The sequence below is a fragment of the Citrobacter sp. CK202 genome (genome assembly GCF_030333225.1).
Lineage (GTDB): Bacteria > Pseudomonadota > Gammaproteobacteria > Enterobacterales > Enterobacteriaceae > Citrobacter_B > Citrobacter_B koseri.
Genome location: NZ_JAOWGI010000016.1, coordinates 20,842 through 42,506, shown reverse-complemented (window position 1 = coordinate 42,506; position 21,665 = coordinate 20,842). Strand labels below are relative to the sequence as shown.

Annotated in this window: 19 protein-coding genes and 4 tRNA genes; 4 read left to right on the top strand and 19 right to left on the bottom strand. The window is 54.7% G+C overall.

Translation table 11 applies throughout. The features are described from left to right. Positions 1–228: 228 nt before the first annotated feature. From hemC to hemY, 4 genes are read left to right on the top strand one after another with little or no spacing between them, the layout of a single operon-like run. On the top strand, positions 229–1,170 hold the full coding sequence (gene hemC / locus OGX84_RS02480; RefSeq protein WP_071258150.1) for a hydroxymethylbilane synthase: 942 nt from the start codon (positions 229–231) through the stop codon (positions 1,168–1,170). Further along, positions 1,167–1,907 (top strand): uroporphyrinogen-III synthase, encoded by a 741-nt coding sequence (hemD, locus tag OGX84_RS02475; RefSeq protein WP_112002533.1) that lies wholly within the window; start codon positions 1,167–1,169, stop codon positions 1,905–1,907. The genes hemC and hemD overlap by 4 nt, the downstream gene beginning before the upstream one ends. A 21-nt stretch (positions 1,908–1,928) precedes the next feature. Then, entirely contained in the window at positions 1,929–3,110 is a 1,182-nt protein-coding gene (gene hemX / locus OGX84_RS02470; RefSeq protein WP_012131148.1) for a uroporphyrinogen-III C-methyltransferase, read from the top strand. A 2-nt stretch (positions 3,111–3,112) separates the two neighbouring features. Continuing rightward, positions 3,113–4,309 carry a protoheme IX biogenesis protein HemY gene (gene hemY, locus OGX84_RS02465; protein ID WP_047460000.1) on the top strand — a complete coding sequence of 399 codons (1,197 nt, stop codon included), beginning with the start codon at positions 3,113–3,115 and terminating at the stop codon, positions 4,307–4,309. Between the two features lie 625 nt (positions 4,310–4,934). Here the strand turns inward: hemY and OGX84_RS02460 are convergent. The 19 genes from OGX84_RS02460 to OGX84_RS02370 all read right to left on the bottom strand — a co-directional run bounded on the left by OGX84_RS02460 (position 4,935) and on the right by OGX84_RS02370 (position 21,505). Continuing rightward, positions 4,935–5,011, bottom strand: a tRNA-Pro gene (locus tag OGX84_RS02460). 43 nt (positions 5,012–5,054) lie between these two features. Then, positions 5,055–5,141, bottom strand: a tRNA-Leu gene (locus OGX84_RS02455). A 19-nt stretch (positions 5,142–5,160) separates the two neighbouring features. Then, positions 5,161–5,236, bottom strand: a tRNA-His gene (locus OGX84_RS02450). A 54-nt stretch (positions 5,237–5,290) separates the two neighbouring features. Beyond that, a tRNA-Arg gene (locus tag OGX84_RS02445) sits at positions 5,291–5,367 on the bottom strand. A 102-nt stretch (positions 5,368–5,469) separates the two neighbouring features. Next, entirely contained in the window at positions 5,470–6,855 is a 1,386-nt protein-coding gene (gene thrP / locus OGX84_RS02440) for a bifunctional threonine/serine APC transporter ThrP (protein WP_012131146.1), read from the bottom strand. 206 nt (positions 6,856–7,061) lie between these two features. Further along, a complete protein-coding gene (gene wecG, locus OGX84_RS02435) occupies positions 7,062–7,802 on the bottom strand; it encodes a lipopolysaccharide N-acetylmannosaminouronosyltransferase (protein ID WP_012131145.1) in 741 nt (246 codons plus the stop codon). 2 nt (positions 7,803–7,804) lie between these two features. Continuing rightward, positions 7,805–9,157: an ECA oligosaccharide polymerase gene (gene wzyE / locus OGX84_RS02430; protein WP_012131144.1), complete on the bottom strand. Its 1,353-nt coding sequence runs from the start codon at positions 9,155–9,157 to the stop codon at positions 7,805–7,807. Then, complete coding sequence (locus OGX84_RS02425; protein ID WP_112002534.1) at positions 9,154–10,233, bottom strand: TDP-N-acetylfucosamine:lipid II N-acetylfucosaminyltransferase; 1,080 nt, start codon at positions 10,231–10,233, stop codon at positions 9,154–9,156. Before OGX84_RS02425 ends, wzyE begins: the two co-directional genes overlap by 4 nt. Beyond that, a complete protein-coding gene (gene wzxE / locus OGX84_RS02420) occupies positions 10,230–11,480 on the bottom strand; it encodes a lipid III flippase WzxE (protein ID WP_112002535.1) in 1,251 nt (416 codons plus the stop codon). The genes OGX84_RS02425 and wzxE overlap by 4 nt, the downstream gene beginning before the upstream one ends. 1 nt (position 11,481) lies before the next feature. Next, positions 11,482–12,612, bottom strand: a complete 1,131-nt coding sequence (rffA, locus tag OGX84_RS02415) for a dTDP-4-amino-4,6-dideoxygalactose transaminase (RefSeq protein WP_104867964.1) — start codon at positions 12,610–12,612, stop codon at positions 11,482–11,484. A gap of 4 nt (positions 12,613–12,616) precedes the next feature. Next, positions 12,617–13,294 (bottom strand): dTDP-4-amino-4,6-dideoxy-D-galactose acyltransferase, encoded by a 678-nt coding sequence (gene rffC, locus OGX84_RS02410; protein WP_112002536.1) that lies wholly within the window; start codon positions 13,292–13,294, stop codon positions 12,617–12,619. Then, on the bottom strand, positions 13,272–14,153 hold the full coding sequence (gene rfbA / locus OGX84_RS02405) for a glucose-1-phosphate thymidylyltransferase RfbA (RefSeq protein ID WP_286457343.1): 882 nt from the start codon (positions 14,151–14,153) through the stop codon (positions 13,272–13,274). The genes rffC and rfbA overlap by 23 nt, the downstream gene beginning before the upstream one ends. A gap of 17 nt (positions 14,154–14,170) precedes the next feature. Then, positions 14,171–15,238, bottom strand: a complete 1,068-nt coding sequence (gene rffG, locus OGX84_RS02400; RefSeq protein WP_047460017.1) for a dTDP-glucose 4,6-dehydratase — start codon at positions 15,236–15,238, stop codon at positions 14,171–14,173. Next, complete coding sequence (gene wecC / locus OGX84_RS02395; RefSeq protein ID WP_112002537.1) at positions 15,238–16,500, bottom strand: UDP-N-acetyl-D-mannosamine dehydrogenase; 1,263 nt, start codon at positions 16,498–16,500, stop codon at positions 15,238–15,240. Before wecC ends, rffG begins: the two co-directional genes overlap by 1 nt. Continuing rightward, the gene (wecB, locus tag OGX84_RS02390) at positions 16,497–17,627 is read right to left on the bottom strand and encodes a non-hydrolyzing UDP-N-acetylglucosamine 2-epimerase (protein ID WP_112002538.1); all 1,131 of its coding nucleotides are present in this window, start codon (positions 17,625–17,627) and stop codon (positions 16,497–16,499) included. Before wecB ends, wecC begins: the two co-directional genes overlap by 4 nt. A gap of 55 nt (positions 17,628–17,682) precedes the next feature. Beyond that, positions 17,683–18,729, bottom strand: a complete 1,047-nt coding sequence (wzzE, locus tag OGX84_RS02385) for an ECA polysaccharide chain length modulation protein (protein WP_049009048.1) — start codon at positions 18,727–18,729, stop codon at positions 17,683–17,685. Between the two features lie 12 nt (positions 18,730–18,741). Then, positions 18,742–19,872, bottom strand: a complete 1,131-nt coding sequence (gene wecA / locus OGX84_RS02380) for a UDP-N-acetylglucosamine--undecaprenyl-phosphate N-acetylglucosaminephosphotransferase (protein ID WP_012131134.1) — start codon at positions 19,870–19,872, stop codon at positions 18,742–18,744. Positions 19,873–20,074: 202 nt separating this feature from the next. Continuing rightward, the gene (gene rho / locus OGX84_RS02375; protein ID WP_002437993.1) at positions 20,075–21,334 is read right to left on the bottom strand and encodes a transcription termination factor Rho; all 1,260 of its coding nucleotides are present in this window, start codon (positions 21,332–21,334) and stop codon (positions 20,075–20,077) included. Between the two features lie 78 nt (positions 21,335–21,412). Continuing rightward, complete coding sequence (locus tag OGX84_RS02370; RefSeq protein ID WP_223849128.1) at positions 21,413–21,505, bottom strand: rho operon leader peptide; 93 nt, start codon at positions 21,503–21,505, stop codon at positions 21,413–21,415. Positions 21,506–21,665: the final 160 nt, after the last annotated feature.

The window sequence follows — 21,665 nt, the reverse complement described above, 5'->3', positions numbered from 1 at the left end:
ATCAATTTAACACCTTGCTCATTGACCGTAAAGAAAGATGCACTACATACAAGTGTAGCACCGTTAGCTGCGTGTAAATTCCTTAATACGGTCAGGCGGTTTCTCGTCATTATTCACTGCCAGTCGCGACGCCGCGCCTGATCCTCTTACTCACCTTTGACCGTAACACTGACATCCCACTTGTAAGGATGTTAGGATGGTCCACGGACGATAATGACGGTAACAAGCATGTTAGACAATGTTTTAAGAATTGCCACACGCCAAAGCCCCCTTGCGCTCTGGCAGGCACATTATGTCAAAGACGCGTTGATAGCACAGCATCCGGGACTGGTCGTGGAACTGGTGCCGATGGTGACGCGCGGCGACGTGATTCTGGACACCCCTCTGGCAAAAGTGGGCGGTAAGGGCTTGTTTGTAAAAGAGCTGGAAGTCGCGCTGCTGGAAAAGCGCGCCGATATCGCCGTGCATTCGATGAAAGATGTGCCGGTAGAATTCCCGCAAGGGCTTGGCCTGGTCACGATTTGCGAACGCGAAGATCCACGCGATGCTTTCGTCTCGAACCAATACAACAATCTGGATGAACTGCCCGCAGGCAGCATCGTCGGCACATCAAGTTTGCGTCGCCAGTGCCAGTTGGCCGAGCGTCGCCCGGATCTCGTCATCCGCTCGCTGCGCGGCAACGTCGGCACACGCCTGAGCAAGCTCGATAACGGTGATTATGACGCAATTATCCTGGCGGTTGCCGGGTTAAAACGGTTAGGTCTGACGTCGCGTATTCGCACCGCGCTGCCTCCCGAAATCTCTCTCCCTGCCGTAGGGCAAGGCGCAGTGGGCATTGAATGCCGACTGGATGACGCACGTACTCAGGCGCTGTTAGCGCCGCTGAACCATGAAGAAACCGCGCTACGTGTAAAAGCCGAACGCGCCATGAACACCCGACTGGAAGGGGGCTGTCAGGTGCCGATTGGCAGCTATGCTGAAATCATTGATGGTGAAGTCTGGCTGCGTGCGCTGGTTGGCGCACCTGACGGTTCGCAGATGATTCGCGGAGAACGTCGTGGATTGCCGCAGGACGCCGCGCAAATGGGCATTTCCCTGGCGGAAGAGCTGCTGGAAAACGGCGCCCGCGCGATTCTGACCGAGGTTTATAACGGAGAAGCGCCCGCATGAGTATTCTGGTCACCCGCCCGTCTCCCTCCGGGGAAGAGTTAGTGAGCCGTCTGCGCACACTGGGGCAGGTGGCCTGGAGTTTTCCGCTTATTGAGTTTACGCCGGGCCGGGAACTGGTAACGCTTGCCGATCGCCTGGCGGCGCTCACGGACAACGATCTGGTGTTCGCCCTCTCGCAACACGCCGTCGCCTTTGCCCACGCCCAACTGCAACAGCAGGGGCTGGGCTGGCCTGTGCAGCCACGCTACTTCGCCATCGGGCGCACAACGGCGCTGGCGTTGCATACCGTTAGCGGATGCGATATTCGCTATCCTCTGGATCGGGAAATCAGCGAAGTCTTGCTACAATTACCTGAATTACAAAATATTGCGGGAAAACGAGCGATTATTTTACGGGGCAACGGTGGGCGTGAACTGTTAGGCAAAACCCTCACAGAACGCGGCGCTGAAGTCACCTTTTGTGAATGTTATCAACGCAGTGCAAAATATTACGATGGCGCGGAAGAGGCGATGCGCTGGCACTCTCGCGGCGTGACGACGATTGTTGTCACCAGCGGCGAAATGCTGCAACAGCTCTGGTCGCTGATCCCGCAGTGGTATCGTGAGCACTGGTTACTACGCTGTCGGCTGCTGGTCGTCAGTGAGCGTCTGGCGCACCTCGCCCGGGAACTGGGCTGGCAAGATATTAAGGTCGCTGATAACGCCGACAACGATGCGCTACTGCGCGCATTACAATAACTCTCATAATGGGATGCCATAATGACGGAACAAGAAAAATCCTCCGCCGTGGTTGAAGAGACCAGGGAGGCCGTGGAAACCACGCCGCAGCCAGTCAATGCAGAAAAGAAGAGTAAGAACGGCGCCGCGCTGGTATTGAGTGCGGTGGCAATCGCCATTGCCCTGGCCGCGGGCGTCGGTCTGTATGGCTGGGGAAAGCAGCAGGCCGTTAAACAAACAGCCACCAGCGATGCGCTGGTTAACCAACTTACGGCGCTGCAAAAAGCCCAGGAAAGCCAAAAAGCGGAGCTGGAAGGCATTATCAAACAGCAGGCGACGCAACTGGATGATGCAAATCGCCAACAGGCCGCGCTGGCGAAACAGCTGGATGAAGTGCAACAGAAAGTCGCGACGATCTCCGGCAGCGACGCCAAAACCTGGCTGCTGGCGCAATCTGATTTTCTGGTCAAACTCGCCGGACGTAAATTGTGGAGCGATCAGGATGTCACCACCGCTGCGGCGCTGCTCAAAAGCGCGGATGCCAGCCTGGCAGACATGAACGACCCCAGTCTGATCGCCGCGCGCCGCGCCATTACCGATGATATTGCCAGCCTGTCGGCGGTGGCGCAGGTGGACTACGACGGCATTATCCTCAAAGTGAACCAGCTCTCTAACCAGATTGATAACCTGCGTCTGGCCGATAATGACACCGACGATTCGCCAATGGACTCCGACAGCAGCGAGCTGTCCAGCTCGATCAGCGAATGGCGCGTTAACCTGCAAAAAAGCTGGCAGAACTTTATGGACAGCTTTATTACTATTCGCCGTCGTGATGACACCGCCGTCCCGCTGCTGGCACCGAACCAGGACGTTTACTTACGTGAAAACATCCGCTCCCGCCTGTTAGTGGCGGCGCAAGCCGTGCCGCGTCATCAGGAAGAGACTTACCGTCAGGCGCTGGATAATGTCTCCACCTGGGTACGCGCGTACTACGACACCGACGACGCAACGACCAAAGCGTTTCTTGATGACGTGGATAAACTGAGTCAACAGAGCATCACGATGGACGTGCCGGAGACGTTACAGAGCCAGCCGATTCTTGAGAAACTGATGCAGACTCGCGTGCGTAACCTGCTGGCGCAGCCGGCGGCGGCCACGACCGAAGCGGCTCAGGCCCCTGCTCCGCAGGCAGAAGCACCGGCAGCCGCGCCGCAAGGAGAATAATGATGCTGAAAGTATTATTGCTCTTTGTGTTGTTGATCGCCGGTATCGTCATAGGCCCAATGATCGCCGGTCATCAGGGCTATGTTCTGATCCAGACCGATAATTACAACATTGAGACCAGCGTAACGGGGCTGGTGATCATCCTGATCGTTATGATGGTCATTCTGTTCGCCATTGAGTGGCTGCTGCGACGCGTTTTCCGCACCGGCGCGCACACTCGCGGCTGGTTTGTCGGGCGTAAACGCCGCCGCGCACGTAAGCAGACTGAACAGGCGCTGCTTAAGCTGGCAGAAGGCGATTACCAGCAGGTTGAGAAGCTGATGGCGAAGAATGCCGATCACGCTGAACAGCCGGTGGTGAACTATCTGCTGGCCGCCGAAGCCGCGCAGCAGCGTGGTGACGAAGCGCGCGCTAATCAGCATCTGGAACGTGCCGCAGAACTGGCGGGCAATGACACGATTCCGGTGGAGATCGCCCGCGTACGTCTGCAACTGGCGCGCAACGAGAATCATGCGGCGCGTCACGGCGTGGATAAACTGCTGGAAGTTACCCCGCGTCATCCAGAAGTGCTGCGCCTGGCGGAACAGGCTTACATCCGCACCGGAGCATGGAGTTCACTGCTGGACATCATCCCATCAATGGCGAAGGCCAACGTCGGCGATGAAGAACATCGCGCCATGCTGGAACAGCAGGCCTGGATTGGGCTGATGGATCAGGCGCGAGCCGATCAGGGCAGCGAAGGATTACGCGAATGGTGGAAGAACCAGAGCCGTAAAACTCGCCACCAGGTTCCGCTGCAAGTGGCAATGGCAGAGCATCTGATTGAATGCGACGATCACGATATGGCGCAGCAGATCATCATCGACGGCCTGAAGCGCCAGTATGACGACCGCCTGGTTCTGCCGATCCCGCGCCTGAAAACCAACAACCCGGAGCAGCTGGAAAAAGTGCTGCGCCAGCAGATTAAAACCGTTGGCGATCGCCCGCTACTGTGGAGCACGCTGGGTCAGTCGTTGATGAAGCATGGCGAATGGCAGGAGGCAACGTTCGCCTTCCGCGCCGCGCTCAAGCAACGCCCTGACGCCTACGACTACGCCTGGCTCGCCGATGCGCTGGACCGGTTGCATCAGCCGGAAGAAGCGGCCACCATGCGCCGCGACGGTCTTATGCTGACCTTGCAGAACAATCCTCCGCAGTAATTCCCATTGCCCGGTGGCGCTACGCTTACCGGGCCTGCCAGGTCACCGTAGGCCGGATAAAGCGAAACCGCCATCCGGCAGTTCTCTTCCGCTTCCCCATAAAAAAACGCCTGCTCAAATGAGCAGGCGTCAAAACAGGTCTGTATGACAACATAAATAGGTGCTTCACTCAACGTTATGTCCATGGTGTTTGATGAGGCGTAAGCGACATCTGTCTGTGGACGATAAGCACCGTAAACGGCTCTGCATCATTCCTAAGTTTATGAGGCACCAAGGCGAACATAAGAGATGGAATGAGCATCTACAGGGATATTATTGCACATTGCATGCCAGGATTGCACCGCCAAAAATAAGGATTCAGACTTTTTAACGTATCAGGCCATTCGCGGCTCTGCGGCGGTTTCTGCCAGCCTTCTTCGCCATAAAAATCCCCTCTTTGTCTCTGAACGGAGACAAATAACACGCAATACCGATAATTAGTGATAAATCATGGCGTTAGACGTCACCAGATAGCGACAACAAAAGCCTGGAATGTCTCAACATTGCGACAGCTATATAAGGGGATCGGGAAAGAAGAGGAAGAAGAGGTGAAAACAAAAAACCCCGCCGAAGCGGGGTTCAAAATTGGTCGGCGAGAGAGGATTCGAACCTCCGACCCACTGGTCCCAAACCAGTTGCGCTACCAAGCTGCGCTACTCGCCGATGTACTGCTTTTTTTGAATTTTTAGTTCAACTCTTTAAGTCGTGGTGCGAGGGGGGGGACTTGAACCCCCACGTCCGTAAGGACACTAACACCTGAAGCTAGCGCGTCTACCAATTCCGCCACCTTCGCATTTCACAACTTTTAATAATGGGGTGGCTAATGGGATTCGAACCCACGACAACTGGAATCACAATCCAGGGCTCTACCAACTGAGCTATAGCCACCACTGAAATCTTTTACGCGGTATTAAAACCACCGCAGCTCCAGCACCGGGTAAATGGTGCGCCCGACAGGATTCGAACCTGAGACCTCTGCCTCCGGAGGGCAGCGCTCTATCCAGCTGAGCTACGGGCGCTTAGCGCCGTTGCGGGGGTGGATAATACGGACTTCCCACCCCTCTGTCTAGTGCCTTTTTAAATAAAATGCGCGTTTGGTTACGCTTTGCGCGTTTTGCTGCTTATTCCCCCACCTTGTGGGCAGTTCCGGCGCGATTCAGGCCGAAAACCTTGTAGACGAGCGTGACGGCAAGCAGGAAGATGATGCCGACAAACAGCGACATACGGGTATCTTCATTCAAGTACATGCCAATTAAAACGCAAACCAGGAACGCCATCGTCAGATAATTCGCCCACGGGAACATAATAGAACGGAAAGGATGGCTGATCATCGCGTCTTTATGAGCACGACGGAAACGCAACTGGCTAATCAGGATCACGAACCACGGCACCATACCCGGCAATACGCTGGCGCTGTAGACATACACAAACACCCGCTGCGGGTTCGGAATAATGTAGTTCAGGCATGAACCAATCAGCAGAATCGCGATCGACAGCGCCACCCCGGCAACCGGTACACCATGACGGGAGACTTTCGCCATCGCCGCCGGAAGCTGGCGGTTTTTCGCCAGGGCATACAGCATACGTCCGCAGCTATACATGCCGCTGTTACAGCCGGAAAGCGCGGCGGTCAGCACCACGAAGTTAATAATGCCCGCCGCAGCGGTAATCCCGATTTTGGCAAAGGTGAGTACAAACGGGCTGCCGTTACTGCCGATTTCGTTCCACGGGAAGATTGTCACGATAACGAAAATCGCCCCTACATAGAAAATCAGGATACGCCACAGTACCTTGCCTACCGCGCTGCGCAGCGTAACCTGCGGATTCTTCGCTTCACCCGCGGTAATGCCGATCAGCTCCACGCCCTGATAGGAGGCGACCACAATACACAACGCCGTCAGGAACCCTTTCCAGCCACCGGCAAAGAAGCCGCCGTGTTCTGTCAGGTTGCCAAAACCGATCGCCTGACCGCCATTACCAAAGCCAAAGAAAATCACCCCCAGTCCGACCACAATCATCACAATGATGGTGGTGACTTTGATCATCGCAAACCAGAACTCGATTTCGCCGTACAGACGGACGGCGGCCAGATTAGCCAGCGCCACCAGCCCAACGGCGATCAGGGCGGGTATCCATTGCGCCATGTCCGGGAACCAGAACTGCACGTATACCCCGATAGCGGTTATTTCCGATATCCCCACCGCCATCCACATAAACCAGTATGACCACGCGGTGAGATAGCCAAAGAAGGGGCTCATGTAACGGTGCGCATAAACGGCGAATGAGCCAGTAACCGGCTCCAGGAACAGCATTTCGCCCATTGAGCGCATGATGAAAAAGACGAACAGCCCGGCAACGATATACGCCAGCAGCACGGAGGGCCCCGCCCATTTCAGCGTACTGGCGGCGCCCATAAACAGCCCAACGCCAATCGTGCCCCCAAGGGCGATCAATTCGATATGACGAGCTTCCAGCCCACGCTGTAGCTCCGGTTTTTTCTCTGCCATAAATCCTCTTGTCGTGTTTGCACTCGTTCCGGCGTTGTTGCCGGTTATTGTTATGGGTACATCAAGCGATGCGAATGGTTTCTTAAATTTGGCAAAATGGCAAATGAAGCATTAAAAAAATGCATGTTTTGTGTAAAAAAGGAACAAAAATGTGGGAGGCGGGCAACGCATTAAGCAGAATGCGCTGCCCGTAAGAAAAGCAGCGTTCAGAGATTGCCGGTGTAATGCCAGCGGAGATAGCGCAACAGACGCAGCTGGCGGGTGATACGGCTCGGCTGAGACAGCAGGCGATACAGCCACTCCAGCCCCAGCGTCTGCCACATTTTGGGCGCGCGTTTCACATGACCGGTAAAGACATCGTAGGTGCCGCCCACCCCCATATATAAGGCCTGAGGATGAATCACCCGACAGTCGCGCATCAGGATTTCTTGTTTCGGCGATCCCATCGCCACGGTCACAATCTTCGCCCCGCTGGCATGGATGCGCTCAAACAGCGCCTGGCGCTGCTCAGGTTTAAAATAACCGTCCTGGCTACCGACAATATTGACGTTCCACTGCGCACGCAGTTTCGCTTCCGTCTGCGCCAGCACCTCCGGCTTACCGCCGACCAGAAAAACGGGCGTCCCTTCTTTACCAGCGCGCGCCATCAGTTCTTCCCAGAGATCGGCCCCGGCCACCCGTGAAACCTGCGCCTGGGGGAATTTCTTACGCACTGAGCGCACGACGCTAATGCCATCCGCATATTTAAACTCGGCGGCATCAATCAACGCCCTGACTTCCGGGTCATCTTCTGCGGTCAGCATTTTCTCAGCATTGATCGCCACCAGCGTACCCTGCTTCATTTGCCCATCGGCAAACAGGTAATTCAGCGCATGTTGCATATCGCGCCAGCCAATCAGCTGCAATCCACGAAGTGAATAGAGCGGCGCTGTCGTGTTATCCGTCATTATTATCCTTCAACCTGAGTCTGCGGCTGCGGTTTCGCCCGTTGATGGACCAACCCGGCACAATCGAAAAGCCAGAACAAGAGTTTTGCCACCAGCAGGCAGGCACCAAAAATCACGAGGAAAAAGACCACTCGCGAGACAAAAGAATCCAGCCCTTCTCGCGCCAGAACAATCATATTGAAGATGGCGCCAAAGCAGAAACTGTGCAAAATCGCCGCCTTATAGCGATTCGTCTCGCGGTTGCCAAGCTCATACAGCCAGTCAAACCATTTGATAATCAGCCCAACCGCGACCGCCCCCAGAGGGATAAACAGCGCGCCGCCCATCACCACCAGCGAACCAATCAGCGTGGGGGAAATGGCGAGGCCAGAGTGGTTGTTCAGCACTTCCCAGGTAAAGTAGTTGGCTGAATTCAGCACAATACCCGGACGCCCAGGCCACAGCCACGAAGGAATAAAGACATAAAAATCACGGACGATCGGCGCCAGTCCCTGGAAATCGATGTTGTCGTAGTTTTGCAACAGCAGCGCCAGGTTCTCCCACGGCGAGAAGGTATCGCGGGTCAGATACAGGAAAGTGTAAAACGCCTCATCGCCGCTCACGTTCAGCCCATAGCGCTTCAGCGCCAGCCAGAACATCCCGACAATTCCCAGCACACCCGCCGCCACCAGCATCCACAGCGAGATCCAGCCACGAATAATGCCGATAAACAGGAAGATGGCAAACGCGATGATGATGTTAGCGCGCGTGCCGCCAACAATCATGTAGGTCAGCAGGCCAAACGCAACGGTACTCACCAGGAAAAACAGCCACGCTTTACTGTCCTGGCGCAGGAAGTAGATCACCAGCATCGCCGGAATAAAGAAGTAGAAGAAGCGTTTCAATGCCACGCCGGAGACTTCGCTGGAGAAGATCTGGCTGTAAGAGTGCAGCCGGAACAGCAGGAACCCATTGTGCATAAAGAAGATGCCAACGCTCACCAGTGCAATCCCCATCAGCATGACCCAGGTAAGGTGAGTCTCCACCCGGTTCATGGTAAATAGCGGCTTGCGCGGCACATCCGTCACGCGTTTACGTAAGCGGGTTTTATAGGTCACGTAATAAACGGCATAAAAACACGCGGCGGACAATAACGCCTGCAACAGGATTTCCGGCGGCGCCACGCCGACGTCAAAGCGGAACACCAGCACGCTGGTCAACGGGAAGCCGAAGAAAAAGGTCAGCAAAAACAGCAATGAAAAGAATACGTTGAAGTTAAAGCGCACGCGGCGAAACTCAAACCAGGTCAACGTGGCGATAAACAGCGTAGAGAGCAGCCAGACGACCAGTAACCCGCTAAATTGCATCAGGCTCATGCGGCGTCTCCTGCGGCAATGCGTAACGCGTTATGCCACGGTTCAAGGTAATTTGGGCTAAAGAAGGTGATCCCGCTTTTATCCACGGACGCCAGCTGCCGCTGCGCCTCACGAACCACGCCCTCATTAAGCGCGTCCGTCGTGAACAACACGGGCAGATGCTGTTCCGCCATATCCTGCCAGAACGGGTTCTCACGGTTAAGCACGCACGGGACACCCGCCTGGATAAGCAGGCACAACGTGCCGATTCCCTGCTGACGGGCAAAGATGAAATACCCGAGGTCGCACTGGCGAAGCAGCGCCAGATAAGCATCGAATTCCAGTTTTTCGCTGAGGATGTGCAAATTTTCCGCACTGAACAGCGCCTGTCCCGCCTGACGGACTTCATCAATGTACGCATCGTTATTGGCCGGATAGCCCATCGGCACGATCACATTTACCGTGTCGCCAAACTGCTGATACACCGCGCGTAACGCCGCAATATGTTCGTTACTGCGATCGCCGGAGTTACCCACCAGAACCGTCATTTTCCCTTCACGCGGACGATCGTTTGCCATGTTATTAAGCGAAGAGTCCATTCGCGTCGGGAAATAGAGCAGTTCACCACGCACGCGCGGGTGCTGACGGGCGAAATAGCTCAAATCGCCACGAGTAGCGAACACACAGCCCACTCGATTTTGCGCCATGCGGCGAACGGGGTAAAACAGACGGAATTTCAGCCCACGGGAAACTTCATACAGATCCGCGCCCCAGATGTGCCAGTAAAACTGCTCAGGTTTGATTCCGCCACTTAGCAGCGCCAGCCACAGGCTGGTATTGAACTGACCGTGGAAGAAGAAACGTTGCCGGCGATTGGCTTTCGCTTTGGCGATGACCGCCTCAGCCAGCGTTTTTTTCCCGGCGTAGAAACTCAGCGACAGAGCCGGGCAGCTTTCCCTGAGCCCCGCATCCTGACCTGCAACCATAAACACGCGCGCATGCTCGCTTGTCGCGGCCAGCGCATCATTGAAAAACCGCAGCACGGTTTGATTATGGTGAGGGATATCCGATCCCAGTACGTGAATCAGTACAGTCATGCCCGCCTACGCCAGAGTAAAAACACGCCACAACAGAGAGAGAAATAGACCACATAAGTGGCCATATACGCCTGTGCCGCCCCCAGCGCGCCATGCGCGGGGATAAGCCAGTGAGCGAATGCCGTCAACAAAATGAACTGGCTAATCTCAGCCAGAATATAAAACCGCAGCGACGCTTTCGCGATCACCAGATAGCCAAAAACGTACGCGCCCACTTTCAGCACATCGCCCACCAGTTGCCAGGCGAACAGATCGCGCATGGCGGTGAATTTGGCGGAAAAGAGCAGCCAGATGGCGAAATCGCGCAGCAGCCAGACCGTAAAACTCGCCGCCGCCACCGCAGGCAGAACAAATTTCAGCGATTTCACCACTTCGCGCGTAATCGCCTGCTTTTCGGTCAGACGCGACAGCGTTGGCAATAAGTACACGCTAAACGAGGCGGTAATAAATTGTAGATAGGCATCGGAAATACTGCTTACGCCCTGCCAGATACCAACATCATCCCAGCTGTAATGCGCCGCCAGCAGGTTTCGCATCATCACATAAGCCACCGGTAGCGTGACGGACGTAATCAGCGCCATCAGCGTAAATTTGCTGAGCTGTCCGGCAAGCCCTTTATCCCACGACGGTTTCAGGTAGCTAAGCGGGATCGCGCCGCGTTTAATCAGCATAATCGCCGCCGGGATCACCACCAGCGCAGGCACCAGCGCCAGACCCAGCAGCGCACCTTCATAGCCGCCCAGACGGTAGCAGCCATAGTAGGCCACAACCCCCACCAGGCTCCCCACAATCAGCGACAGCGCATTCCCGGCAGCGTCACGAAACCCTTTCATCAGCGCCAGCAGCAGGTTCGCCCAGGCGATCCCCATCTGCACCAGCGCCACTAAACGCACCAGCCCCTGGTAGTGGCTGTGCCCAAACAGCCCCTGGCTAATGGGGGCCGCCGCCAGCACGAAGACCAGCGCCAGTAGCGTGGAGAACACCAGCACCATTGCGGATGAAGTGCCCACCACGTTACGCAACCGGGCAGGGTTATCATGATGCTGAGCGACATACTTCGTCACCCCGTTAAATATCCCGGCCCCGGCCAGCACGCCGAGCACGGTCACCATCTGGCGGAAGTTACCCGCCTGGCCGACGCCCGCAGGGCCAAACGACACCGCCAGCAGTTTTACGACCAGTAAGCCTGCGCCAATTTTCACCAGCGTACTGGCGGCCGTCCACAGGGACGCTTTCGCAAGCGACATATCAGGAGAAATAGTTCAGCAAGGTCGAAATCACCGTTCGCTGATTAACGGGAGACAGATTATAAAACAGCGGCAAGCGCAGCAGGCGCTCGCTCTCTTTGGTGGTGTACCGATCTTCGCCACGGAACTCGCCAAACTTGTCGCCTGCCGGACAATCATGTAGCGGGATGTAATGGAACACCGCCATGATTTCCGCTTCTTTCAGGAAGTTGATCAGCGCGCTGCGATCGGTAATATCCCGCAACTTGATATAAAACATATGCGCGTTGTGCCTACAGTCGTCCGGGATAGAGGGCAGGTCAATACGTCCCGCGCGCGCCAGCGGCACCAGTGCGTCATAGTAGGTCTGCCACAGCGCCAGACGCTGTTGATTGATGCGATCGGCCGCTTCCAACTGCGCCCACAGATACGCCGCCTGGAGATCGGACATCAGATAGCTGGAGCCGATATCCCGCCAGGTGTATTTATCCACCTGTCCCCGGAAGAACTGGCTGCGATTGGTGCCTTTTTCACGGATGATTTCCGCCCGTTCAATCAGGGAACGGTCGTTAATCAGCGTCGCGCCGCCTTCACCACCTGCCGTGTAGTTTTTGGTTTCGTGAAAACTGAAGCAACCGATATGACCAATCGTCCCCAGCGCACGGCCTTTCCAGGTCGACATCACACCCTGCGCGGCATCTTCCACCACAAACAGATTATGACGCTTCGCAATCGCCATAATGGTGTCCATTTCGCAAGCGACGCCCGCGTAATGCACCGGAACAATGACGCGCGTCTTGTCGGTAATCGCCGCTTCAATCAGCGTTTCATCAATGTTCATGGTATCCGGGCGGATATCGACGAAAATGATTTTCGCCCCGCGCAGCACAAAGGCGTTGGCGGTAGAAACGAAGGTGTAGCTTGGCATAATGACTTCATCGCCCGGCTGGATGTCCAGCAGCAATGCCGCCATTTCAAGTGACGCCGTACAGGATGGCGTCAGCAACACTTTAGCGCTGCCAAAACGTTGCTCCAGCCACTGCTGGCAACGGCGCGTAAAGCCGCCATCTCCGCAAAGTTTGCCGCTTCCCAGCGCTGACTGCATGTAATCGAGTTCGGTTCCCACCACCGGCGGCGCGTTAAATGGAATCATTTTGTCACCTGTATAACCAGTACGCGGTGCTTTCTACGTTGCCACCGCTCTGTATATAACGTTTAAGCGCGGCGGTGTTGCCCATCTGGGTCGCCACCCGCAATGTTGTCTTTCCGCGAGACTGCGCCCACGCGAGCGCCGCCTGCATTAATTCTGCCCCTGCGCCACGCCCGGCCAGCAGGCCGATGCGCGCATCGGTGTCGTTCAGTTCGCGCAGCGAGACAAACCCGCGAATATCGTTATTCGCCGCCCGGATAACCAGACACAGGTGATCGAAGGTGCCGCGCACGGCATTTTCAATCCACTGAGCATAAAAACGGACGCTGGCGTCCGGCGCATACCACGGTGCGCGGAAACGGCTTTGCGCAAACGCGGCGGACGCCTGTTGACGTAACGCGGGAATATCGGCAATTTGTGCAATTTCCACGCCAGAAATACGTTCAACGCCAGCGACCGGCAGGCTGAAGTCGACTTCGCCTTCTACCAGCGAAAACCCCAACTGTTGCAGCGCATCTAATTCATCCGTGCGCGCAGCAGAAATTTTCGCCTGCACGCGCGACCAGGGTTGCAATGCCTCTGGCGTTAACACCGGCGCGGCAGGGTTCACGCGAACAATAGCGCTATTGACGCCAAAGAACGTATTTTCCCACGTTAATGGTTCAATACTGGCGCGGACGGGCACAGAGTAGCTCCAGTAAATATTGGCCATAGCCGGTTTTCGCTAAAGAACTGGCGGCGCGTTTTACGCCCTCGTCATCCAGCCAGCCGTTACGCCAGGCGATCTCTTCCAGACAGGCAATTTTGAAGCCCTGGCGTTTTTCAACCGTCTGCACAAACGTGCTCGCTTCAATCAGGCTGTCATGGGTGCCGGTATCCAGCCACGCAAAGCCACGACCGAGCAACTCAACCGTCAGCTTGCCGTCATTAAGGTACATCTGATTAATGGACGTAATCTCCAGCTCACCGCGCTCGGAAGGCTTCACGCGCTTCGCGTACTCTACTACCTTGCTGTCGTAAAAATAGAGACCGGTCACCGCCCAGTTTGATTTCGGCTGTTTCGGCTTTTCTTCCAGCGAGACCGCGCGAAAATTGTCGTCGAACTCCACAACGCCAAAACGTTCCGGGTCCATAACCTGATAACCAAAAACGGTCGCCCCTTCGGTTCGCGCCGCCACATGACGCAATTTCGGGCTGAAACCCTGACCAAAGAAGATATTGTCGCCCAGTACAAGACAGGACGGCTCGCCGTTAAGGAATGTTTCACCAATGATAAAGGCCTGCGCCAGCCCATCCGGGCTGGGTTGTTCGGCATACTGCAACTCAATGCCAAACTCCGAACCATCGCCCAGCAGACGCTGAAAATAGTGCTTATCTTCCGGTGTGGTGATAATCAGGATTTCCCGGATACCCGCCAGCATCAGTACCGACAGCGGATAGTAGATCATCGGCTTGTCATAAATCGGCAGAAGCTGCTTTGACACGCCGCGCGTAATCGGATGCAGGCGGGTGCCAGAGCCGCCCGCCAGAATGATACCTTTCATGCGTTCCTCCTCCGGGTTTAGCCCTTCAGACCTAAACGTTCACCCTGATAGCTGCCATCCTGCACGGGCTTCCACCAGGCCTCATTCGCCAGATACCACTGCACGGTTTTCCGCATTCCGCTTTCAAAGGTTTCCTGCGGCGTCCAGCCAAGTTCACGCGCAATTTTCGCTGCGTCGATGGCATAGCGTAAATCATGGCCTGGACGGTCATCCACAAAAGCGATCAGGGAGCGATAATGCGCCACGCCCTGCGGTTTTTGTGGCGCAAGTTCTTCCAGCAGATCGCAAATCGTTTCCACAACCTCCAGATTCTTACGCTCATTATGGCCGCCAATGTTATATGTCTCCCCCACTTCGCCCGCCGTCAGCACGCGATACAGCGCCCTGGCGTGATCTTCAACGTACAGCCAGTCGCGGATCTGTTGTCCATTGCCATACACCGGCAGCGGTTTACCCGCCAGCGCGTTCAGGATCATCAATGGGATCAGCTTTTCCGGGAAGTGGTAAGGGCCGTAATTATTGGAACAGTTAGTGACCAGCGTCGGCAGACCATAGGTGCGCAACCACGCGCGCACCAGGTGATCGCTGCTGGCTTTCGAGGCGGAATAAGGACTGCTCGGCGCATACGGCGTGGTCTCAGTAAAGAAATCATCCGTGGAATGCAGATCGCCATACACCTCGTCAGTGGAGATATGGTGGAAACGAAACGCCGATTTTTTCTCATCATTGAGCGTCGCCCAGTAAGTCCGGGCCGCTTCCAGCAGCGTGTAGGTTCCCACGATATTGGTTTCAATAAACGCAGCCGGGCCGTCGATAGACCGGTCAACATGGCTTTCCGCCGCCAGATGCATCACGTAATCCGGCTGGTACTGCTGAAAAACGCGATCCAGCGATGCCCGATCGCAGATATCCACTCTCTCAAAGGCAAAGCGCTCATGCTGTGCAACTGGCGCCAGCGACATCAGGTTTCCGGCGTAGGTGAGCTTATCCACCACCACTACGGCGTCGGGGGTTTCATCAATGATGTGGCGCACAACGGCAGAGCCGATAAATCCCGCGCCGCCAGTGACCAGAATCCGTTTCATCAGCGCCAGACTCCTTTCGTATCCACAATGTAGCGTTGCCGCACGGCGTCGCCGTTAATCGCTTTAAACGGATGATGGTCAACCAGCATGACCAGCACATCCGCTTCCGCCAGCGCATTTTCCAGCGTGGCTAACGTGCAGCGACCTTCCAGTTTTTTCGGCAACTGATGAATATTAGGCTCTACCACCAGCGTTTCACCGGCATGCCATTGCGCAATCTCCTGCGCAATGCCCATCGCCGGGCTTTCACGCAGATCGTCAATATTCGGTTTAAACGCCAGACCAAAGCAGGCGATTTTGATGTCGCTGGCGCGCTTATTCGTTGCCGTCAGGCAATCCGCCACTGCGGCTTTCACCTGCGCCATCACCCAGTGTGGTTTACCGTCGTTCACTTCACGCGCGGTACGGATCAGCCGTGCCTGCTGCGGGTTTTGCGCCACAATAAACCACGGATCGACGGCGATGCAGTGGCCGCCCACGCCCGGCCCAGGCTGGAGAATATTCACGCGCGGATGACGATTCGCCAGACGAATCAGTTCCCAGACGTTAATTCCCTGATCGGCGCAAATCAGCGACAGCTCGTTCGCAAAGGCGATATTGACGTCACGGAAGCTGTTTTCCGTGAGCTTACACATTTCGGCGGTGCGGGAATTAGTCACCACACACTCGCCTTCAAGGAAAATCTTGTACAACTCGCTGGCACGCGCGGAGCATACCGGCGTCATGCCGCCAATCACGCGGTCATTTTTGATGAGCTCCACCATAACCTGACCCGGCAATACGCGCTCCGGGCAGTAGGCAATGTTCACATCAGCCTGTTCCCCCGCCTGCTGCGGGAAAGTCAGATCCGGGCGCATTTCCGCCAGCCATGCGGCCATTTGTTCTGTCGCGCCCACCGGCGAGGTGGATTCGAGGATGACCAGCGCGCCTTTTTTCAGTACGGGAGCAATAGATTTCGCGGCCGCTTCGACATAAACCATATCGGGGTCGTGATCGCCCTTGAACGGCGTCGGCACGGCGATCAAGTACGCGTCGGCTGCTACCGGCGTTGTCGTGGCCCGGAGGAATCCGCCTTCAACCGCAGTTTTCACGACGCTATCCAGATCCGGCTCAACAATATGGATGGCTCCACGGTTGATGGTGTCCACCGCCTGCTGATTGATATCCACGCCAATAACGTGCTTTTGGCGAGAAGCAAAGGCCGCAGCCGTCGGCAACCCGATGTATCCCAGCCCAATAACAGAAATGGTCGTAAAACTCATAGCGATACCCGATTATTTTTTAACGCGTGTAAAATGCGGCCGCACGCCTGCCCGTCGCCATAAGGATTATGGGCGCGGCTCATGGTTTGATATTCATTTTCGTCGTGCAGCAAACGTGTGACTTCTTCCACAATACGGTGTGAATCGGTTCCCACCAGACGCACCGTGCCAGCGGTAACGGCTTCTGGCCGTTCCGTCATTGCGCGCATAACCAACACCGGTTTGCCTAATGACGGCGCCTCTTCCTGAATCCCGCCGGAATCGGTAAGGATCAGCCAGGCGTGGTTCATCAGCCAGACAAACGGCAGGTAATCCTGCGGCTCAATCAGTATCACATTTTCAACATGCCCCAGGATGCGGTTAACCGGTTCGCTGACGTTGGGGTTCAGGTGAACCGGATACACAATTTGTACATCCTGATTGGTAGCGGCTATCTCCGCCAGCGCATGACAGATTTGCTCAAACCCCCGGCCAAAGCTCTCACGGCGATGTCCGGTCACCAGGATCATTTTTTTATCGTCACACAGGAAAGGATACCGCTTTGCCAGTTCGGCGCGTAGCGTATCGCTGGCCAGTACGCGATCGCGCACCCAGATCAGCGCATCAATCACGGTATTGCCGGTGACAAAGATGTGGTTATCAGGGATCTGTTCCCGCAGTAAATTCTGCCGTGAATTTTCCGTCGGCGCAAAATGGTACATCGCCAGGCGACCGGTCAAGGTGCGGTTCGCCTCTTCAGGCCAGGGGGAGTAGAGATCGCCGGTTCGCAGCCCGGCCTCTACATGACCGACAGGGATACGCTGGTAGAAAGCCGCCAGACTGGTGGCGAGAGTGGTTGTCGTATCGCCATGCACCAATACGACATCAGGTTTAAAATCGGCAAGAATCGGTTTTAATCCTTCCAGGATTCGACAGGTAATCTCTGTCAGCCCCTGACCCGGCTGCATAATATTGAGATCGTAGTCAGGCACAATAGAAAAGAGATTCAAAACCTGATCGAGCATCTCCCGATGCTGCGCAGTAACGCAGACTTTTGCCTCAAAATGAGGGTCCTTTGCCAGCGCATGAACCAGAGGCGCCATCTTAATGGCCTCCGGTCGCGTGCCAAATACAGTCAGTACTTTCACATCGATTCTCTTCGAATAGGCAGTGAGGGCCTAACCCCTCACTGCTGAGATGTTGCTAAATCGCGCGGCGGCGGGTTAATGCGACGCCAGCCCCGATCAGCGCCCCAACAATGCCCCACATAACCATCAGGAAAGCACGGCGCGGGCTATCGCGTTTTACCGGTTCTTCCGGCGTGCGCAAATAACGATAGGTCTGGAAACGCGGGTCCAGCGTCGGCCCCACGTTCAGCGTGTTCAACATGGCCCGGTTTTGATCATAGTCCAGATCGAATGCTGGACCGACAGCCTGAAGGTTTTCAAGACGCGCTTGTAGCATAGGGCGGCCAAGCAAAAACAGCTCAGAGTCGGGTAATTCATCGGCAGGAACATCGGTCGCCGTACGAGAAATATTATGCTGCTCGGCAATTTTGAGCGCCTGTTCAATGCTATGAACACGACGAGAGAAAATGCTTTTCGCCACCTCTTCCTGGCGTTTAACCTGCGCTTTCATCTGGATAGTCCGCGCGGCCCATGCACCCTTTAACTCATCATTCAGATGGCTCGCCGCACGCTGGCTGGCAAACGCCACATACTGGCGAAGCAGGTTGTTGGCATCGGGCGCCGTTTCCGCAATCAGCTTCACGCTATCATTGGTGTTGCGAGTGAAATCGCCAGGCGTGAACTGAATGTTATTGATCATTTCATCCAGCATCGCGGCATCGGCTTTGCTGTTGCCGACCATGCGCTGCTTGTAATAATCGGTCTGTAGCCAGAAATCGCGACGCGTATCCCAGGACGCCAGTTGCATGACGAACTCTTTATACGCTTCATCCATTACCGAAGGCTGATCGGCCGGCGCGAGGCTGGCTTTGATATCAAGGTTGCGCAAAAACTGCTGTTGGGAGTAATAGCCGCCCAGCATATTGACGGTGGGGCGGTCGGAAATCGCCGTTGCACTCCACTCCTGACGGGCAAAAAACGTATACGCTAACGCAATCAGCGCAAAAGCCAGCCCTGTTCCCACAATCCATAGCTTCCCAGCCCACAAGGTACGAAACAACCCACGAATATCCAGTTCATTTTCAGCGCTCACGGCGTGTGCCCCCGGTAATGGTTGTGTCATCGCATCCTCAATTTACTTGGTTATCGTTGGATTGTTATCACGGTTTCTGCGTAGTCTGCGCTTCACGCGCTTAATAAATCGCGCCACCTTCCAGGCACGCTTAATGCAGTAACCGTAAAGGAAGAATGCTAGCAAAAAGAGCACCAACATGACCCATTCTGGAACAAAATGGGAATATTCTGCGGCAACGCCAATGGAAGCCAGAATCGCAGCGGCGAGCGTAATGAGAACAAATGCCTGTCGGGAAGTAAACCCTGCACGCATGATCAAATGATGAATATGCTGGCGATCGGGAGAAAAGGGGCTCATGCCCTTACGCAGGCGACGATACATAATCGCCACCATGTCCATTAATGGAATCGCAATAATCCACAGCGCAGTAACCGGGCTGATAGGATGCGTTTTACCCTGCGTGGTTTCCAGCAGGATCCAGATAACCGTGAAGCCAATCAGCGTACTGCCCGCATCGCCCATAAAGACTTTATAACGACGCCCCAGAACACCAAGGTTTAACATGATATAGGGCAGAATCGCGGCGATCATGGCGAAACACCATACCGCCAGACTCGTCTGCCCATCAAACCACAGAATCAGCCCCATTGCGGCAAATGAGACGCTGGACAGCCCGCCAAGTAAGCCATCAATACCATCAACCATATTGAAAGCATTGATCGCCGCCCAGACGGCAAAGAGCGTGAGGAAATAGCCAAAGGGGCCGAGCACCAATTCCCAGGGACCGAAAATATACCCCAGGCTACTGAGATGGAGTTTCCCTATCACCATCATGACAACAGCAATAGCGGCCTGTACCACAGCGCGAATTTTCACGCTAATGTCAAAACGATCATCCAATGCGCCGACCAAAACCAGCACACCAGCAGAAAAAAGGTATAACGATGCGTGCGGAATATAGTAATCCGAGAGAGCAAACATAAAGCTGATTCCTGCGAACACAGAAATCCCGCCAACCAAAGGAACCACCCCCTGGTGCCGTTTACGAAAATTGGGTTTATCCACTAAACCTATCTTGATGGCTACTTTTCGCGCAAGAAAAATAAAAATGGTTGTGAATAAAAAAATACTGATTAGCTCAGATAAAGCAGCGAGTAAATTCACAGTGTATGTGCTCTCAGCATATATCATTTCCTTAAAGTATAATGCGTTACGTCTGTCTCTAGAAGAGAGCATTCAGAACATTACACTTTCGACCACTCGTAGTTTATACAGCCCACAGCAATTCCACATAATGAATGTGATGATGACTTGTTTATTTGACTAACAGATCAGATAAATCGCAAAAGAAAAACGCCACGTAAAAACGTGGCGTTTTCGGTATCAGCCGGACTTACGAACGCTTCATCATGTCGAAGAAGTCGTCGTTGGTCTTGGTCATTGCCAGCTTGTTAATGAGGAATTCCATCGCGTCGATTTCACCCATCGGATGGATGATTTTGCGCAGGATCCACATTTTCTGTAGCTCTTCCTGAGTGGTGAGCAGCTCTTCTTTACGCGTACCGGAACGGTTGTAGTCGATAGCCGGGAAGACGCGTTTTTCAGCGATCTTACGGGAGAGGTGCAGCTCCATGTTACCGGTGCCTTTAAACTCTTCGTAGATCACTTCATCCATCTTAGAACCGGTGTCGATCAGCGCCGTTGCGATAATGGTCAGGCTGCCGCCCTCTTCCACGTTACGCGCCGCGCCGAAGAAACGCTTCGGACGGTGCAGGGCGTTGGCGTCCACACCACCGGTCAGGACTTTACCGGAAGCCGGAACCACGGTGTTGTAGGCGCGAGCCAGACGAGTGATGGAGTCGAGCAGAATGATGACGTCTTTTTTGTGTTCAACCAGACGCTTCGCCTTCTCGATCACCATTTCAGCAACCTGAACGTGACGGGATGCCGGTTCGTCGAAGGTGGAAGCAACCACTTCACCTTTTACCAGACGCTGCATTTCGGTCACTTCTTCTGGACGCTCGTCGATCAGCAGCACCATCAGTACGCAGTCAGGATGGTTGTAAGCAATGCTCTGCGCGATGTTCTGCAACAGCATAGTTTTACCCGCTTTCGGCGGTGCGACGATCAGACCACGCTGACCACGGCCAATCGGGGAAGCCAGATCCAGTACGCGAGCCGTTAAATCTTCAGTAGAACCGTTACCACGTTCCATACGCAGACGTGAGTTCGCGTGCAGCGGCGTTAAGTTCTCAAAGAGGATTTTATTACGAGCGTTTTCAGGTTTGTCGTAGTTAACTTCGTTAACTTTCAACAGCGCAAAGTAACGTTCGCCTTCTTTTGGCGGGCGAATCTTACCAGAAATGGTGTCACCAGTGCGGAGGTTGAAACGGCGGATTTGGCTGGGAGAAACGTAGATGTCATCAGGACCGGCGAGGTAGGAGCTGTCTGCAGAGCGGAGGAAACCAAATCCATCCTGCAATATCTCCAGCACACCGTCACCAAAGATATCTTCGCCACTCTTTGCGTGCTGCTTCAGGATGGCAAAAATAATGTCCTGCTTGCGCATACGAGCCAGGTTTTCCAGCCCCATATTTTCGCCGAGAGTGATCAGCTCAGAAACCGGCGTATTCTTTAATTCGGTAAGATTCATAATGGTGTGAGTTCTTAAACTTGGGGTAAATCTCGAACTTAATGTTGTGAATGGTATGGCAGGATCATCCATGCCTGTTTACGGCCACCAACTCATGTCTGTTCGCTGTCTGGTCACAGGAAAGTACACAGAACTGAAACGACAAGACGGATTGAGTGACAAGCCAGGAATCTGTTCACTTCTCGCGCGAGAAAAAACGGGAAGCGTTGGAAAAAACAAGACTCAAACTTAATAAGGTATGTTTAATACGAAGTCAACACTAAGTTAGCACGACTCAAGCCGGGCGTCCAGTCATCCGAATAATTTAGGATGCTGGTCACCCGAACATGAA